This is a genomic window from Kitasatospora sp. NPDC034533 (assembly GCF_055575155.1).
Genome location: NZ_JBVITE010000003.1, coordinates 172,449 through 188,102, shown reverse-complemented (window position 1 = coordinate 188,102; position 15,654 = coordinate 172,449). Strand labels below are relative to the sequence as shown.

At 72.4% G+C, this 15,654-nt stretch carries 17 protein-coding genes; 9 read left to right on the top strand and 8 right to left on the bottom strand.

The genetic code is table 11. The annotated features are described in order from the left end of the window. Window positions 1-42: 42 nt before the first annotated feature. On the bottom strand, window positions 43-1,131 hold the full coding sequence (locus tag ACZ55U_RS03840; RefSeq protein WP_465522082.1) for an NADH:flavin oxidoreductase: 1,089 nt from the start codon (window positions 1,129-1,131) through the stop codon (window positions 43-45). 340 nt (window positions 1,132-1,471) lie between these two features. On the opposite strand from ACZ55U_RS03840, the gene ACZ55U_RS03835 reads away from it, so the two are divergent. From ACZ55U_RS03835 to ACZ55U_RS03820, 4 genes are read left to right on the top strand one after another with little or no spacing between them, the layout of a single operon-like run. Then, complete coding sequence (locus tag ACZ55U_RS03835) at window positions 1,472-2,209, top strand: oxidoreductase (RefSeq protein ID WP_465522081.1); 738 nt, start codon at window positions 1,472-1,474, stop codon at window positions 2,207-2,209. A 29-nt stretch (window positions 2,210-2,238) separates the two neighbouring features. Continuing rightward, the gene (locus ACZ55U_RS03830; protein ID WP_465522079.1) at window positions 2,239-3,435 is read left to right on the top strand and encodes a cytochrome P450; all 1,197 of its coding nucleotides are present in this window, start codon (window positions 2,239-2,241) and stop codon (window positions 3,433-3,435) included. Continuing rightward, window positions 3,432-6,932 carry a carboxylic acid reductase gene (car, locus tag ACZ55U_RS03825; RefSeq protein ID WP_465522077.1) on the top strand — a complete coding sequence of 1,167 codons (3,501 nt, stop codon included), beginning with the start codon at window positions 3,432-3,434 and terminating at the stop codon, window positions 6,930-6,932. Before ACZ55U_RS03830 ends, car begins: the two co-directional genes overlap by 4 nt. Before the next feature lie 21 nt (window positions 6,933-6,953). Beyond that, complete coding sequence (locus ACZ55U_RS03820) at window positions 6,954-7,322, top strand: nuclear transport factor 2 family protein (RefSeq protein ID WP_465522075.1); 369 nt, start codon at window positions 6,954-6,956, stop codon at window positions 7,320-7,322. Here ACZ55U_RS03820 and ACZ55U_RS03815 read toward each other — a convergent pair. The 3 genes from ACZ55U_RS03815 to ACZ55U_RS03805 form a co-directional block, all read right to left on the bottom strand. Further along, complete coding sequence (locus ACZ55U_RS03815; protein ID WP_465522073.1) at window positions 7,292-7,969, bottom strand: hypothetical protein; 678 nt, start codon at window positions 7,967-7,969, stop codon at window positions 7,292-7,294. The genes ACZ55U_RS03820 and ACZ55U_RS03815 overlap by 31 nt on opposite strands. A 537-nt stretch (window positions 7,970-8,506) precedes the next feature. Next, complete coding sequence (locus tag ACZ55U_RS03810) at window positions 8,507-8,647, bottom strand: DUF397 domain-containing protein (RefSeq protein WP_465522230.1); 141 nt, start codon at window positions 8,645-8,647, stop codon at window positions 8,507-8,509. Continuing rightward, window positions 8,601-9,554: a helix-turn-helix domain-containing protein gene (locus tag ACZ55U_RS03805; RefSeq protein WP_465522071.1), complete on the bottom strand. Its 954-nt coding sequence runs from the start codon at window positions 9,552-9,554 to the stop codon at window positions 8,601-8,603. Before ACZ55U_RS03805 ends, ACZ55U_RS03810 begins: the two co-directional genes overlap by 47 nt. Window positions 9,555-9,711: 157 nt before the next feature. Here ACZ55U_RS03805 and ACZ55U_RS03800 point away from each other — a divergent pair, with 157 nt between their 5' ends. Both ACZ55U_RS03800 and ACZ55U_RS03795 read left to right on the top strand, forming a co-directional pair. Beyond that, window positions 9,712-10,146 (top strand): ATP-binding protein, encoded by a 435-nt coding sequence (locus ACZ55U_RS03800; RefSeq protein WP_465522069.1) that lies wholly within the window; start codon window positions 9,712-9,714, stop codon window positions 10,144-10,146. Window positions 10,147-10,160: 14 nt separating this feature from the next. Then, window positions 10,161-10,712 carry a hypothetical protein gene (locus ACZ55U_RS03795; RefSeq protein WP_465522067.1) on the top strand — a complete coding sequence of 184 codons (552 nt, stop codon included), beginning with the start codon at window positions 10,161-10,163 and terminating at the stop codon, window positions 10,710-10,712. 8 nt (window positions 10,713-10,720) lie between these two features. Here ACZ55U_RS03795 and ACZ55U_RS03790 read toward each other — a convergent pair whose 3' ends face one another. Further along, window positions 10,721-11,551, bottom strand: a complete 831-nt coding sequence (locus tag ACZ55U_RS03790) for a hypothetical protein (RefSeq protein ID WP_465522065.1) — start codon at window positions 11,549-11,551, stop codon at window positions 10,721-10,723. 117 nt (window positions 11,552-11,668) lie between these two features. Here ACZ55U_RS03790 and ACZ55U_RS03785 point away from each other — a divergent pair, with 117 nt between their 5' ends. Next, the gene (locus ACZ55U_RS03785) at window positions 11,669-12,211 is read left to right on the top strand and encodes an MOSC domain-containing protein (RefSeq protein WP_465522063.1); all 543 of its coding nucleotides are present in this window, start codon (window positions 11,669-11,671) and stop codon (window positions 12,209-12,211) included. 111 nt (window positions 12,212-12,322) lie between these two features. On the opposite strand, the gene ACZ55U_RS03780 is transcribed toward ACZ55U_RS03785, so the two are convergent. Next, on the bottom strand, window positions 12,323-12,610 hold the full coding sequence (locus ACZ55U_RS03780) for a hypothetical protein (RefSeq protein WP_465522061.1): 288 nt from the start codon (window positions 12,608-12,610) through the stop codon (window positions 12,323-12,325). 159 nt (window positions 12,611-12,769) lie between these two features. Then, complete coding sequence (locus ACZ55U_RS03775) at window positions 12,770-13,462, bottom strand: SDR family NAD(P)-dependent oxidoreductase (RefSeq protein ID WP_465522059.1); 693 nt, start codon at window positions 13,460-13,462, stop codon at window positions 12,770-12,772. A 372-nt stretch (window positions 13,463-13,834) separates the two neighbouring features. Between ACZ55U_RS03775 and ACZ55U_RS03770 the strand changes: the two genes are divergently transcribed. Next, on the top strand, window positions 13,835-14,398 hold the full coding sequence (locus ACZ55U_RS03770; RefSeq protein ID WP_465522057.1) for a hypothetical protein: 564 nt from the start codon (window positions 13,835-13,837) through the stop codon (window positions 14,396-14,398). 84 nt (window positions 14,399-14,482) lie between these two features. Here the strand turns inward: ACZ55U_RS03770 and ACZ55U_RS03765 are convergent, their stop codons facing one another. Next, window positions 14,483-14,914 carry an SRPBCC family protein gene (locus ACZ55U_RS03765; RefSeq protein ID WP_465522055.1) on the bottom strand — a complete coding sequence of 144 codons (432 nt, stop codon included), beginning with the start codon at window positions 14,912-14,914 and terminating at the stop codon, window positions 14,483-14,485. A gap of 183 nt (window positions 14,915-15,097) precedes the next feature. Here ACZ55U_RS03765 and ACZ55U_RS03760 point away from each other — a divergent pair, with 183 nt between their 5' ends. Next, window positions 15,098-15,649, top strand: coding sequence for a GNAT family N-acetyltransferase (locus ACZ55U_RS03760; RefSeq protein WP_465522053.1), 552 nt, complete (start codon window positions 15,098-15,100; stop codon window positions 15,647-15,649). The last annotated feature ends 5 nt before the right edge of the window (window positions 15,650-15,654 follow it).

Sequence of the window (15,654 nt, the reverse complement as noted above, 5' to 3'; positions counted from 1 at the left end):
CGCGGCACTCGCCGCGGGGCCCGGCCTCCGTCCGTCTCCGCGTCAGACGAGCGTCTTCAGCACCGAAGGGTCGTACGGCACCGCCCCCGCCAGGTCGCCGTCGAGCGCCCGCTCCGCCCAGTCGGGGTTGGCCAGCAGCGGCCGGCCGACGGCGACCAGGTCGAACTCGTCGCGCTCCAGGCGCTCGACCAGCCCCTCGATGCCGGTCAGCCCGGCGGCCCGGGTGAAGCCCTCGGTGAACGAGCCCTCGCCGTACTGGCGGTCCAGACCGACCGAGCCGACCGTCACGGCCGGCTTGCCGGTGAGCTTGCGCGCCCAGCCGGCCAGGTTGAGCGCGCTGCCCTCGAACTCGGGCTGCCAGTAGCGCCGGGTGGAGGCGTGGAAGGCGTCCACGCCCGCGTCGGCCAGCGGGGTCAGCAGCTGCTCCAGCTCCTGCGGGCTCTCCGCGATGCGGGCCTCGTAGTGGTTGACCTTCCACTGGGACAGCCGGAAGAAGACCGGGAACCCCGGGCCGACCGCCGCCCGGACGGCCCCCACGATCTCGGCCGCGAACCGGGCCCGGGAGGCCGGGTCGCCGCCGTAGCCGTCGGTGCGCCGGTTGGTGCCGCTCCACAGGAAGTCGTCGATCAGGTAGCCGTGGGCGCCGTGGAGTTCGATGCCGTCGAAGCCCAGCCGCTCGGCGTCCGCGGCGCCCCGGGCGAACCCGGCCACGGTGTCGTCGATGTCCTGCTGGCTCATCGCCCGGCCCAGCGGGCCGCCGTCCAGCCCGATCCCGGACGGCCCCTCGGCGGAGGCCTCGGCGCCCGGGCGCTGGACCCCGGTGTGCCACAGCTGCGGGATGATCCGGCCGCCGGCCGCGTGCACCCGCTCCACCACCCGGGCCCAGCCCGCCAGGGCCGCCTCGCCGTGGAAGTGCGGCACCCCGTCGAAGGCCGCGGCGGCGGGCCGGTCGATGTAGGTCCCCTCAGTGACGATCAGCCCCACCCGGTGGGCCGCACGCCGGGCGTAGTACTCCGCGACGTCCGGGCCCGGCACCCCTCCCGGGGACTTCATCCTGGTCATCGGCGCCATCACGATCCGGTTCGGGACCGTCAGATCGCCCACGGTGAACGGTTCCGCCAACCTCGCCATTGTTCCTCCCGATTTCGCCGGCCGATTCCGGCTCGCCGAATACCGAGCATTATCTGCGGCGCCGCTTCCGCCGTCCAGAACGGCCCACCTGTTCTCCGCACCGCGAACCGCACGTCGCGACTGCACCGCACAACTGCCCCGAGCAACTGCACCGCACAAGGCGATCCACCGCATCGACACAATCGTCTTGACCATGCGGAAGGCCCTCGTCGATAGTGGTCGACAGTGGCTCCGCGCCGCCGTTTCGATTCCGCGAGTATTCGCCTCGAATACGCGCCGGAAAGCGCCGCGGACAGGTTTTCCGACGCAGGGAAGGCGGCGCGACCGAGTGGAGCGGGAATTGGCCGGAAAGCGCGCGGTGGTCACCGGAGGAAGTCGCGGCATCGGCGCCGCCATCGCACGCAAACTGCTGGAGTCCGGCGCCACCGTCGTCACCACCGCCCGCAAACCGGCCGAGGACACCCCGCCGGAGAGCACCTTCGTAGCGTCCGACCTCAGCACCCCGGACGGCGTCCGCGCCTTCGCCGACACCGCGCTGGGCGTCCTCGACGGCGTCGACATCGTGGTCAACAACGCCGGCGGCTGCCGGTCCTTCCAGAGCGCGCTGGACATCGAGAAGGACTGGCAGTACACCGTGGACATCAATTTCCTGGCCGCCGTCCGGCTCAATTCCGCGCTGGTGCCCGCAATGCGTTCCGGCGGTGGCGGCGTCATCGTCCACATGTCGTCGATCGCCACCGTCTCGTCCTATCCGGTGATCCTGCACTACGCCGCCGCGAAAGCCGCCCTGGAGGTCTACCACAAGGGGCTGGCGACGGAACTGGCCCCGGACGGAATCCGCGTCGTCGCGCTCTCCCCCGGAAACGTCATGACCCCGGGCGCGGACGAGGCCCGGGACGCGATCGCCGACTACTTCGGCACGACGGACACGGCGGACTGGGCCGAGGGAATCCCGCTCGGCCGGATCGGACGCGTCGACGACATCGCCGAGGCCGTCGGTTTCCTGGTCTCCCCGCGCGCCTCCTGGATCACCGGCAGCAACCTCGTCATCGACGGCGGGCGGATCGCGGCACTGTGACCGCCCCCGGGACCGGAAGGACTGACACCATGACCGCCACGGACGACGGGCCCCGCGCCTATCCGTTCGGCCCCACGCACCGGCTCGACATCGACCCGGAGCTGGCCGCGGTCTGCCGCCGCCGGCCCGTGCTGAGGGTCCGTCTGCCGTTCGGCGGGGACGCCTGGCTGGTCACCCGCCACGCCGACGTCCGCACCGTGCTGGCCGACCCCCGGTTCAGCCGCGCCGAGGCGGTGGGCGACCACGTGCCCCGCACCGTCTCCGCCGGGCTCCCCCGCACCTCGATGCTGAGCATGGACCCGCCCGAGCACACCCGGCTCCGCCGCCGGGTGGCCAACCCGTTCACCGTCCGCCGGGTCGAGGCCCTGCGGCCGCGCGCCCAGGAGATCGTCGACGACCTGCTGGACGCCATGATCGACTCCGGCTCGCCGGCCGACCTGACCAAGTCGCTGACCTGGCCGCTCCCGGTCACGGTGATCTGCGAGCTGCTCGGGGTGCCGGTCGCCGACCGCGACCGGTTCAACTCCTGGGTGGACGGCCTGCTGACCCTCTCCGACCCGGAGCTGTCCGCCCGCGACCGCGACCACCTCAACGACTACCTGGCCGGCCTCATCGCCGAGCGCCGCGTCCACCCCACCTCCGACCTGCTCGGCGAACTCGCCTCCATCGAGGACGAGGAGAACCGGCTCACCGAGGAGGAGCTGGTCGGCCTCGGGGTCAGCCTGCTGTCCGCCGGCCAGGAGGCCACCGCCAACCAGATCGGCAACTTCGTCTACACCCTGCTCGCCCAGCCGGAGTTGTGGCGGCAGTTGGTGGCCGACCCGGGCCTGATCCCCGACGCGGTGGAGGAGCTCTCCCGCGTCGTCCCGATCAGCGCCACCGCCGGATTCACCCGGATCGCCCTGGAGGACGTCGAGCTCGACGGCCGGACGATCCGCGCGGGCGACGCGGTGGTCGCCGAACTCGGCCTGGCCAACCGCGATCCGGAGGTGTTCGAGGAGCCCGAGCGGATCGACTTCCACCGCAACGCCGCCCCGCACGTCACCTTCGGGCACGGCATCCACCACTGCCTGGGCGCCCAGCTCGCCAGGATGGAGCTGCGCACCGCGCTCGACTCCCTGGTCCGCCGCCTGCCGGGCCTGCACCTGGCCGTCGCCCCCGAGCGGATCGAGTGGCGGACGGAACGCCTCATCCGCGGGGCCGAGTCCCTGCCGGTCGCCTGGTGACGCCCGCCGAGGGGAACCGGCAAGGCCCGGACGGCACCGGCCGGTCTGAGGCCGTCCTGGCCGCGCTCGCCGATCCGGCGACGAGTCCGGCCGAGATCATGGCCACCGTCATGGCGGCGTACCCGGACCGGCCGGCCCTCGGCGAACGCGCCCGCGACCGGACGACCGGGCAGCTGCTGCCACGCTTCGAGACCATCAGCTACCGGGAGTTGTGGGCACGGGTCCGGGCGCTCGCCGGCGCCTGGGCGCGGGAGCCCGGCTACCGGCTGGCCGCCGGGGACAGGGTCTGCGTGCTCGGCTTCAGCAGCACCGACTACGCCGTCCTCGACCTCGCCTGCGTCCACCTGGGCCTGGTCTCGGTGCCGCTGCACGCCAGCGCGCCGCTCGCCCAGCTGGCGCCGATCGTCGCGGAGACCGAGCCGCTGGTCCTGGCCACCAGCCTGGAACGGCTGGACACCGCCGTCGCCGCGGCCCTCGCCCAGCCGACCGTCCGCCGCCTCGTGGTCTTCGACTACCACCCCGAACTCCCGGACCACCGAGCGGCGTTCGAGGCCGCCGGGCGGCGACTGGCCGAGGCCGGCGCCGCCACCGCCCTCGACACGCTCGGCGCGGCGGTCGAGCGCGGCGCCCTGCTGCCCGAGCCCCCGCTGTACGTCCCCGCCCCCGGCGAGGACCCGCTCGCCCTGCTCCTCTACACCTCCGGCAGCACCGGGGCCCCCAAGGGCGCGATGTACCCCCAGCGGCTGGCCCGCAACGCCTGGTGGGGATTCGTCTACGGGCCCGCCGACGTGCCGTCGGTCGTGGTCCACTACATGCCGCAGAGCCACAACGCCGGCCGGATGTCGGTCCTCGGCACCCTGGCCCGGGGCGGCCTGGGCTGCTTCACCGCCCGCAGCGACCTCTCCTGCCTGTTCGAGGACATCGCGCTGGTAAGGCCCACCGAGCTGACCATGGTCCCCCGCGTCGCCGACATGCTCTTCCAGCAGTACCGGATCGAACTCGGCCGCTGGACGGGCGAGCCCGGCGACGCGGACGCGGCGGTGAAGAAGCAGCTGCGGGAGACCTTCCTCGGCGGGCGGGTGGCCAAGGCCTTCTGCGGGACGGCCCCGCTGTCCGCCGAGGTCGCCGAGTTCGTCGAGTCCTGCCTCGGCCTGCACCTGTACACCGGCTACGGCTCCACCGAGGCCGGCGGGGTGCTGCTCGACACCGTGGTGCAGCGACCGCCGGTGATCGACTACCGGCTCGCCGACGTCCCGGAGTTGGGCTTCTACCGCACCGACCGACCGCACCCGCGCGGCGAGTTGCTGCTCCGCACCAGCGCCGTCATCCCCGGCTACTACCGGCGGCCCGAGCTCACCGCCGCCGTCTTCGACGAGGACGGCTACTACCGCACCGGCGACATCATGGCCGAGATCGGCCCGGACCGGCTGGTCTGCGTCGGCCGCACCAAGGACGTGCTCAAGCTCTCCCAGGGCGAGTTCGTCACCGTCTCCCGCCTGGAGGGCGTCTTCCTCGGCAGCCCGCTGGTGCGGCAGGTCTTCGTGTACGGCAACAGCGAGCGCTCCCACCTGCTCGCCGTGGTGGTGCCGACGGCGGACGCGCTGGCGCGCGCCGACGGCAGCCCGGAGGAGCTCAGGCGGCTGGTCGAGGCCGAACTGCGGCGCACCGCGAGGGAGAACGGCCTCCACCCGTACGAGGTGCCCCGCGACGTCCTGATCGAGACCGAGCCGTTCAGCCCGGCGAACGGCCTGCTCTCCGACAGCCACAAGCCGCTGCGCCCCAGGCTGGTGGAGCGCTACGGCCCGGCCCTGGAGCGGCGCTACGCCGAACTCGCCGACGAACAGGACCGGCAGCTGCGGGAGTTGCGCCGCGCGGGCGCGGACCGGCCGGTCCGCGAGACGGTGGAACGGGCCGTGCGCGCCGTCCTGGGCCGGGCCGGTGCCGACGCCGACGGTGACATCGACGGTGACGCCGGCGCCCACGGCGGCGTCCGGTTCACCGACCTGGGCGGCGACTCCCTCTCCGCGCTGACCTTCACCACCCTCCTCCGGGAGGTCCTGGACGTCGAGGTGCCGGTCGGCGTCGTGATCTCTCCGGCCACCGACCTGGCCGGGGTGGCCGCCTACATCGAGGCCCGGCGGGTCCCCGCCGCCACCGGAACCGCCACCACCACCGCCGAAACCACCGCCGTTCGGCCCACCGCCGTCACTCGGCCCACCGCCGCGTCCGTGCACGGCGCCGGCGCGGCCGAGCTGCACGCCCGCGACCTCACCCTCGACCGGTTCGTCGACGCCCCGGTGCTGGCCGCCGCACCGGGCCTGCCGGGCCCCGAACCGCACCCCCGGACCGTGCTGCTCACCGGCGCCAACGGGTTCCTCGGCCGGTTCCTGTGCCTGGAGTGGCTGCGCCGCCTGGGCCCGTCCGGCGGGCGGCTGATCTGCCTGGTCCGGGGCGGCGATCCGGCCGACGCGGCCGGCCGGCTCGCCCGGTCCTTCGGCGACGGCGGCGAACTCTCGCTGCTGTACCAGGAGTTGTCCGCCGGGACGCTCACCGTCCTCCCCGGGGACCTCGCCGAACCGCGCCTGGGCATGGACGGGGCGACCTGGCAGGGGCTGGCCGAGTCGGTGGACCTGGTCGTCCACCCGGCCGCCCTGGTCAACCACGTGCTGCCGTACGGCGAGCTGTTCGGCCCCAATGTGGCGGGCACCGCCGAAGTGGTCCGGCTGGCGCTCACCGAGCGGCTCAAGCCCGTGAGTTACCTGTCCACCGTGGCGGTGCGCGGCGCCGCCGGACCGTCCGTCCTCGACGAGGACGCCGACGTCCGCGAGACGCTCCCGCGCCGGGGCATCGGCGGTGGCGGGTACGCCGACGGGTACGCCGCCGCCAAGTGGGCCGGCGAGGTGCTGCTGCGGGAGGCGCACGAGCGGTACGGCCTGCCGGTGACCACCTTCCGCTCGGGCATGATCCTCGCGCACAGCCGTTACCCGGGGCAGGTGAACGTGCCCGACGTGCTCACCCGGCTGCTGCTCAGCGTGGTGGCCACCGGGCTCGCGCCGGGCTCCTTCCAGCGCGGTGCTCCCACGCACTACGACGGCCTGCCCGTCGACTTCCTTGCCGAGGCCGTCACCGCTCTTGGCACCTCTTCGCCGGGCGGCTACCGTACGTTCAACGCGTCGAACCCGCACGAGGACGGTGCGTCACTGGACACCTTCGTGGACTGGCTCATCGAGGCGGGCCACCCGATCCGGCGCATCGACGACTACCAGGAGTGGTTCGGCCGGTTCACCACGGCGGTCCGCGCACTGCCGGAGCGGCAGCGCACCCACTCGGTACTGCCGCTGCTGCACGCCTTCGAGCGGCCGGCAGAGGGCGGTCCCGCTCCGGCACCGCGCTTCCAGGAGGCCGTGCGCGCAGCGGGGATCGGGGAGGTGCCCCGGCTGGTTCCCCCGCTGGTCGCCAAGTACGTCAGCGATCTGCGCGGCCTCGGTTTGCTCTGACCTACGGAATGGAGACCGACTGTGGTGGACCTCGGCGAGAAGGTGGATGCGACCCTGCGGGTGATGGAGGCGGGGGACTTGGCCGGGCTCCGGGCGCTGTGCACGGCTGACGCCACGGTGTGGCAGAACGACGGCGCGGGCACGCGGACGATCGAGAAGCGGATCGAGCACATCGCCGAGTTCTTCGCCGGCGTCGAGAGCGTGCGCTTCGAGGTGGTGCGCCGCTTCCACAAGCCCGATGAGGTGCTCCAGCAGCACGTCCTGCACCTGGTGGGGATCGACGGGGTCCGCAGCCGGGTCCACGCCACCGCGCACTTCCGGTTCGAGGGCGGGCTGATCGCCGCCGTCGAGGAGTACCTCTACGAGGTGCCCGAACCGCCGCTGGCCTGACTTCCCTGCGGAGTGGCCCGGTCGCCGGTGCCGGACTCCTCCGGTTCCCAGCCTCCGTTGCCGTCGGCGAACACCAGGAGGTCCGCCAACTCGCCCGCCGACGGCAGCTCTTCCGTCCCGGCCAGGAACTCCGCGACGTCATCGTTCGGCCCGGCCGGCACCGCAGCCGCTGCTGCTGCCGCATGCCCGACCGCCAGCAGGGCGAGCCCGCCGTCCGCATCGGCTACCAGCAGCTCGCCGTGCCCGGCGGCGGCCAGCACGGAGACCGGCGCACCGGTCGGGGAGGGATGTTCGATGGTCTCCCGCGTCTCGACGTCGAGTTCGAGCAGCGAGCCGGTGGACGTGCCGATCCACATCACGCCGGGCCGGGCGGCGTCCCAGACGAGGCTGTCGCACGGCCACGGCTCGGACGGGTCCTCGGTGAGCGTCCTCGTCAGCACCTGCCGCAGGGACGGGAACGCGAAGACGTCCAGCGAGTCGGCGTAGGCGTTCCCCCGCACGGCGAGGTGCCGCCCGTCCGCGCTGAACAGCGGGGTGCCGTATCCGTCGGCCACGAGGGCCAGAGCGTGCCGCACCTGCCGCATCACCGTCCCGGGCCTGGCGAACAGGCAGAAGGTGGCGGCCTGATCGCTGACCAGCGTGGCCACCAGTTCACCGGACGGATGGACACCGATCCCCGTGTCCCAGTACGGGCCCCGAACGACGGCTCCGTTCCCGAGATCGCGCCCGTCCGATACCTCGCCGGACGGCTTGGCCCACAACGCGCGCCCGTCGGGACTGAAGGCCACGTGGTGGTAGGTGGCCGGTACCTGCTCACAAACCGGCGGTCCGCCGGGCTCCCACCATGTCAACGAGCCCGCGTCCGCCACCACCAGCACCGGCCGCTCCGGATGCCAAGCCATCGGCGGAACCGCCCACGACCGCCACTGATCAGCGGCCTCCCACTCAGCCGCCGGCCCCAACTCGACGGAACCGACCTCGCGCAACGCGCCGCCGCCCCACTCCCAGATTTGGACCACCCGGCCCCCCTTGGCCGCCCCGGCTGCCAGCGGTAGCCGAGGATGAGGGACGAGTTCGTGAACGGGAGGGCCACCATCGGTCGACAGACGTGCCACCAGCGCCAGTGCGGTCATGGCCCGCACGGTATCGACCGGGTCTGACGGTGGGCTGCCCGCCGGCCGGTTCTAGGCCGGGAACTCGGCTTGCCGGACTGCGGAGATGAAGGAGTCCCAGGCGGCGGCGGGGAAGACGAGGGCCGGGCCGTTGGGGTCCTTGGAGTCACGGACGGGGACGAAGTCGGGAAGGAATCCAAGGGCCGCCTCGATGCACTCGGCTCCATTGTCTCCGCTGTAGCTGCTCTTGCACCAGGTGGCCGTTTTCAGATCGACGTTCCGCAAAGCGGTACTCCTCCATTGCATCGGTGATCAGGGCCCGCGACTCCCCTGGTGGAAGCACAACAGAGCGCACCACGTCGAAGTCCCGCCTGGACCGCTCGACAACTGCCGGGGCGTCACTGAAGTGCCCACGGTACAGGCTCTCCGAGTACACCCACTCCCTCCCGTCCGGCAGCAGCATCAGCACCATGGATGTCGCCAAGATTGTCGGCAGCAGGCGGCCGAACGGCAGCACCTCGACAACGATGTTCGAGCGCTCGGTCACCGCCAGAAGGTGCTCCATCTGTCGCCGCATCACACCGGGGCCGCCGATGACGGTCCGGATGGCGCTCTCATCGAGCACCACCAGGAGTGTCGGGCCATCAGGAACCAAGTAGCGGCCCTGCCTGTTCAATCGACCGTCGACCAGCTCCGTGTAGAGCTTCGGGTTGTTCCGAGCCCATCCCGTGCTCATCATCGCGCGAACATACTCTTCGCACTGCAAGAGGCCATTGATTCGGTTGAACTGAATCACCCGGACCGCCAGAGCCTCTGCCTCCAGATCCGTGAACTTCTCGAACCAGTTCGGGCTTTCGATATCGGCCTGCCAGTCCACGCGCTCCCACAGCCGGACCAGCAGGCCTCCCATGGCCAAGAGCTCGTCGACCTTCTCCACGGTCTCCCGGTCCATCGGCCTACTGCCACTCTCGAACCGCGTGATCACCGTCCGGTCGAGGTGCAGCAGCTTGCCCAACTGCCCCTGCGTATAGCCAGCCCGCTCACGCGCGTAGCGGACCGCTTCGCCGAACAACTCCGCCGGGCTCCCCGTCGGCCCGGCCCCAAGGCGCCGATGTGCCACGTAAATCCCCCTCAGGTGCTGTGGGTCTCCACACAGTGTTTCGGTCGCCACCGTAACTCCCGCACCACGATGATTGTCACCGGAACGCAATCATCTGCTCGCGCAGCGTGAATGTGCGCTCCTTTCGCACGCCCCCCTCACGCCCCGAGGTCCCCCCATGCTGATCACCCGCCGACGTCCCCGCGCCTTCGTCGCCCGCCTCGACGCCCGCCCCGAATCCGCGCCCCTCGCCCGCTACCTGCTCCGCGCCTACCTCTCCGGACTCCCCACCGGCCACCACTACACCGACACCGCCGAACTCCTCCTCACCGAACTCTTCGCCAACGCCGTCCAGCACTCCGACGCCGACGACGACCGCCACATCGAGATCCGCTTCGCCCTCGTCCACAGCCACCTGCGCCTCGAAGTCCACGACGCCGGCACCAACCACCCCACCCCCCGATCCCCCGGACCGGACGACGAACACGGACGCGGCCTCCACCTCGTCAACCAACTCGCCCAACGCTGGGGCCACTCCCCCCGCCCCTGCGGCATCGGCAAACTCGTCTGGGCCGTCATCGCCCCCACCCCCACCACCCTCACCACCGCCTGAAAGCCCGAACCCCCATGCACCTCACCGCCCTCGCCCGCCACACCCTCTCGCGCGGCGCCACCCCCGCCGCCACCTACGCCCTCCTCGCCCGCCTCGGGCACCAGCCCCGCCCCGTCGCCCAAGCCGTCTGCCTCGCCCTCGGCATCCCGCAGACCGACATCACCCGCCGCCTCGACGACTGCCACGACGCCCTCCTCGCCGACCCCCAACCCGACTCCGAAGCCGACACCGGCGAACTCCTCGAAGCCCTCGGCGTCTTCGACGTCCCCAAGCAGCTCACCCCCACCGAACGCACCGTCGTCGCCCACCTCCTGACCGCCATCGACGCCCACGGCGGTCTCCGCCCCGGCCACCACCACGGCCTCCAGCGCTGGTTCACCACCGGCAACCTCACCACCGCCTACCTCTCCCTCACCACCACCAACCCCCTCCCCCGCACCGGCAACCCGGTTCAGTACTGGACCACCCTCATCCAGGCCGGCGAACTCCTCACCACCACCCCCAACCCCGACACCCGCATCACCTACGCCCTCACCCACTGCCGCACCCAAGCCACCCGCACCTGAGGGCCCTCCTACGAGCGCGTCCGCGTCTCCCGTCGCCGCTCGACCGCCGCCCGGACCTCGGCCAGTGCCCGCTCGTGATCGACCGGCGGCGGCTGGAACCGGCCGCCGGAGAGCCGGACGTGCTCCTCCCAGCGGTCCTGCCGGAACTCCACCCTCCAGCCCGGCCACCGCTGCGGCACCTCGTACGCCTCCGCCGACGCCCCGAGCACCCACCAACTCACCACCCGCCGCAGCGGATCGATGTGGACCCCGGCTTCAGCCGGCACCCGGCACACCCCGTGCTCCGGGCCGCCCGCCAGCCGGTCGAGCAGCGAAGGCCCTTCTCGGACCGGGTGGTCGGCGACGTTCGCCACCAGGTAGCAGCGGTCCGGGCCGACCGTCACCACCGCGACCATCGGCTCCGGATCCGCCGCGTCCTCGGCGTCCGGCTCCAGCAACTCGCCGACGAGGACGCCACCATCACGGTCGCGAACGTCCTCGGGGTCCAGTCCCAGGTACGTCCGCAGCTCCGCCGGACCGTCGTACGCCCACCGCACCTCCCACCCCGCCCAGGCCTCCCGCAACAGCTCCAGAGCCGCAGCCCGGTGGCGCATCACCACGCTCGGGCCCTCCGTGGCGAACACGAGCAGCACCCTGCGCCCGAGGTCGATCAGCGCCGCGCCCTGGCAGAAAACGTCGTCCAGCCACCAGCCGTCCGCTCCCAGCCGCTCGACCATCGCGAGCGCCTCCACCGGCCCGGCCAGCAGGTCGAGGTCGATCCCCACCGCGCCGAACCGCGAGACGTACAGCTCGTACTCGCCGCTCTCCCGAACGACGACGAAGTTCGCACGATCACCCATGCGCCCACGATGACCGGGGCGAGCGACCGGTCACCACCGAATTCGGTGCCTGCCGCGCGCCGAGGCCACGGGCTAAGCTCCTGCCGAATCGTCTCCACCGGACAGGGGGTCCCCAGGATGAGCGGAACGGTCACAGCGGTCAGCAGTCAGGGCGAGCACTCCTTCACCAAGACCAACCGGGCCGACATCACCTTGCTCGCCGGGCTCGGGGTGGAGGGCGACGCGCACGCCGGCGTCACGGTCAAGCACCGCTCGCGGGTGGCCCAGGACCCCACCCAGCCGAACCTGCGCCAGGTCCACCTCATCCACGAGGAACTCTTCGCGGAGGTCGGCGAGGCGGGCTTCGAGGTGGCGGCCGGCGACCTCGGCGAGAACATCACCACGCGCGGCATCGACCTGCTCGGCCTGCCCGTCGGGGCGCTGCTGCGCATCGGCGGCGAGGCGGTGGTCGAGGTCACCGGTCTGCGCAACCCCTGCCTCCAGATCGACGGCTTCCGGCAGGGGCTGCTGAAGCAGGTCGTCGGCCGCGACGAGGCCGGGAACATCGTGCGCAAGGCGGGCGTCATGGGCATCGTCCAGGCGGGCGGCGTGGTGCGCCCGGGCGACACCATCACGGTGGAGCTCCCCGCCGAGCCGCACCGCCCCCTCGACCGGGTCTGACCCCGCCCCCTGCTCACCGATCCGGACGCCCTCCAGCACGCGCGGAAAGTCGACCCCACCGACTTCCTGCGCACCGCCCCCGCCCCCGCCAGAGCCCGGAAGCGGCAGCCACTAGACCACCCGCGGCTCGCTGCCGTGCAGCCGATCCCGCTCCTGCTCCGCCGCCTCCGCCTCGAACCGCGCTCTGCTGATCACGACTCGCGGTTCAGGCACGAGCGTGGTCACCGCCGACCGCCACGGCACGGCCGAGGCCCAGCCGGCGTAGAAGCCCAACAACCCCAGCACCGCATCTCCTTCGACGAGCGTCAGTTCAAAAGCTTCCCGGCCGGGGCCCTCGCCCAGCACGTTCGCGGCGGCCCCCCAGAAGCCTCCGCCGAAGCGCCCCGAGTAACCGACCACCGGACCACCCCCTCTCCCACCCGACACCCCGGGCCCCAAGCGCCCTCATGCCCACCCACCGTGCACAGGAAGTCGGCCCCGCCGACTTCCTGTGCATAGCCCCGGCCAGAGCCCAGCCCGGCGGAGCGGCATCACGAGCGTGCCGGGCCCCGGAGCCGCCTACCAGGGCAGCGGGCCGGCCACGTCGAAGTAGCCGCCGGTCGGGCCGTCCTTGCCCACCTGGGCCATCCGGACGATGATCTCGGCGCCCTCCTCCACGGTCTGAGTGCCCTCGTGCCGGTTGAGGTCCGTCGCGGTGTAGCCAGGCTCCACCGCGTTGATCCGCATCTGCGGGAACGCGTTGGCGAACTGCACGGTGAGCATGTTGACCGCCGTCTTGGACGTCGGGTAGGCGGCCCCCGGATACCCCTGGCCCCCGTGGGCCAGCGAAGCCAGGCGGCTGCTGACATTGACCACGACCGGGGCGGCGGAGCGCTCCAGCAGCGGCAGGAACGCGTGGGTCACCCGGACCAGCCCGAAGACGTTGGTCTCGAACACCTCCCGCAGCACGTCGGCGGTCAGCTCGGCGGCGCCGATGATCCGGCCTTCCGGTGACCGCACCTCGATCCCGGCGTTGTTGACCAGGACGTCCAGGCCCTCTCCAGCGGCCTCGACGGTGGCCACCGCGGCGGCCACCGACGCGTCGTCGGTGACGTCGAGTTGCACGAACCGGCCGCCGAGTTCGGCCGCGGCGGCCGTGCCCCGCTCGATGTCGCGGGCTCCCAGGTAGACGGTGTGGCCCGCGGCGATCAGGCGGCGAGCGGTCTCGTGGCCCAGGCCCTTGTTGGCCCCGGTGATCAGAATTGTCGTCATGCCGCCCAGCTTCCCCCCGGACGGGCCCGACGGCCAGTGGATTACGACACGATCCACAAGGCGCATCGACCGGACACCGACCCCTCCCCCGCGAAGGCGAACGGTCAAGTCCACCAACCAAGTTGACGTTGCGCCAGTCCCGCGCCGCCCCTCCGGCTCACACCCGCGCGCCCCCGTCGTCGCCCGCCTCAGGCGCGCCCCGCCGCCGGTCACCAGGTCGTGACCGTGCCCGCGTTGCTGAACGCCACGTGCAGGCCGCCGTGGCGCTCCACTGACGTCCGCCTGGACGAAGTCGCCGCGACCGCCCGCCTCGATGTCCTTGACCGTGAAAATCCCGAGCCGTCACGCCCGTCCCAAGCGATCATGGCTGCCATGACGGAAGCAACCGAACCGAAGCCGCTGGGCGTCTGCCTCGTGGCCAATGTCGCCCGGGAGACCAGCCACGGCGAAGGCGGGCTGGAGATCCGCAGGGGGCTGCGGCACTTCGCGCCGGGGGCGAAGGTGTGGATCGCCCCGCCGGCCTGGGGCGACGGCGGTGAGAACGTCATCGTGGCCGGACGCCACCGCGGCAACAGCCGTCGCTACATCCGGATCGTGATGCCGAGCCGGTTCCTGGAGAACTTCCGGGTCAAGGCCGTCTACAGCCCGGCGCTGGTGCGCGCGTTGACGCAGGCGGAGCCCGGTGAGGAGCACGAGCTCGCTGCCCGCTTCCTGTGGCAGCGGGAACAGGCGGAGAGCTGGGCGCGGAGTTGGAACGCCCCGAAGCTGGAGGCCCGGGTGGACGGCGACCTACGCCGGACCCACCTGGTCACCGATCCTCCGCCCATGGAGCTGCGCCTCGACGGCGTGACCTACCACCTGGCCCACTTAAACGCCCGTGGGGCCCGCTACTCGCCCGATCCGCCGCCGATGGAGCCCTCGCCGACGACCGGCTGAGGAAAGCCTCCCCCGGCCCCACCGCGCCCGGGCCCCGACCGCACCGGTGGTCGGGGCCCGGGCGGCTCACCGGCTCCGGTCGTCCTACCGCTCCGACTCCACCATGCTCTTGAACTGCTCCAGGCCGCCCCGGACGGTGTTCTCGATCCGGTGCACCTGGGCCATGCCCTTCGGGCCGCCGAAGGTGTCGTGGATGGCCTGCGGCTCGTACTCCACGTGCACCTGCAACTCGCTGTGGTCACGGTCGAGCGACCGCACCGAGAGCGAGCCCTTGAGCTCCGGGCTGCCCTGCGTCTCCCAGGCGAGGACCTGCTCGTTGCCGTGGTCGGTGAGGACGGCGTCGAACCCCCGCTGCACCTCGCCGGCCCGCACGTCCAGATGGGCGCGGTTGCTGCTGGGCGCATAAGCACGCTGGACGCTGTCCATGAACGTCGAATAGCCCTCGATGTCGTGCAGCCGACCCCAGACCTCCTGCGCGGGGGCGTCGATCGTGATCTGTTCCTCAAGCCTGCTCATCGCGGAACCTCACCTCCTGGCCCGGGGCGGAACCGGACCTCTTGGGTCCTTCCAGCCTGCGCCGTCGGCACATGCCCAGCAACCAGGGGCGCAAGCGGCCCCGCACCCTCCCGTCCGGGGTGGCGGGGACCACCTCACCCGCACTAGCGTGGCGATCCGGACGAGCATTCGGAGTGAGGCGACATGGCGGGGACGGATCCGGGGTTCGCCGCCTACGCCCCGAACCCGGCCGAGCGGCCCACTCCGCTGACGGCGGCCGTAATCGTGACGGAGGCGGTCGAGGAGGACGTGCCGGTCCTGGCCGCCCTCCAGACCCGGGCACGCGGCGGCTCCGCGGACGACTGGGCGGCCCGCATCCACCGCGCGCTCCGCGATGAGCGCAGCCTGGTGATCACCGCGAAGGTGGACGGCACGGCCGTCGGGTACGCGAACGCGACGTACCTGCCCGAGCACGCCGGGGACGGCGCCCCGGCCGGCTGCTACCTGACCGGCGCCACCGTCGATCCCGGCTGGCGGCGCCGCGGCATCGCGACGCTGCTGACCCGCCGGCGGATGGCATGGGCCTGGGCACGGGGCTCGGCCGCCTGGTGCTTCGTCTCCGCCGCGAACCGCGCCTCCCTCGACCTGCACCGGGCCCTCGGCTTCCACGAAGTGGCCTCCGGCCCGTCCTTCCAGGGCGTCGAGTTCACCGCCGGCACGGGCCGACTCCTGCGGGCGGACCCGCCACGCCCGTGACGGGG

Coding starts and splice junctions, on each gene's coding strand:
- ACZ55U_RS03840 (WP_465522082.1), bottom strand. CDS start 1,131: ATGGCGAGGTTGGCGGAACCGTTCACCGTGGGCGATCTGACGGTCCCG.
- ACZ55U_RS03830 (WP_465522079.1), top strand. CDS start 2,239: ATGACCGCCACGGACGACGGGCCCCGCGCCTATCCGTTCGGCCCCACG.
- ACZ55U_RS03800 (WP_465522069.1), top strand. CDS start 9,712: ATGCTGATCACCCGCCGACGTCCCCGCGCCTTCGTCGCCCGCCTCGAC.
- ACZ55U_RS03795 (WP_465522067.1), top strand. CDS start 10,161: ATGCACCTCACCGCCCTCGCCCGCCACACCCTCTCGCGCGGCGCCACC.
- ACZ55U_RS03790 (WP_465522065.1), bottom strand. CDS start 11,551: ATGGGTGATCGTGCGAACTTCGTCGTCGTTCGGGAGAGCGGCGAGTAC.
- ACZ55U_RS03785 (WP_465522063.1), top strand. CDS start 11,669: ATGAGCGGAACGGTCACAGCGGTCAGCAGTCAGGGCGAGCACTCCTTC.
- ACZ55U_RS03775 (WP_465522059.1), bottom strand. CDS start 13,462: ATGACGACAATTCTGATCACCGGGGCCAACAAGGGCCTGGGCCACGAG.
- ACZ55U_RS03770 (WP_465522057.1), top strand. CDS start 13,835: ATGACGGAAGCAACCGAACCGAAGCCGCTGGGCGTCTGCCTCGTGGCC.
- ACZ55U_RS03765 (WP_465522055.1), bottom strand. CDS start 14,914: ATGAGCAGGCTTGAGGAACAGATCACGATCGACGCCCCCGCGCAGGAG.
- ACZ55U_RS03760 (WP_465522053.1), top strand. CDS start 15,098: ATGGCGGGGACGGATCCGGGGTTCGCCGCCTACGCCCCGAACCCGGCC.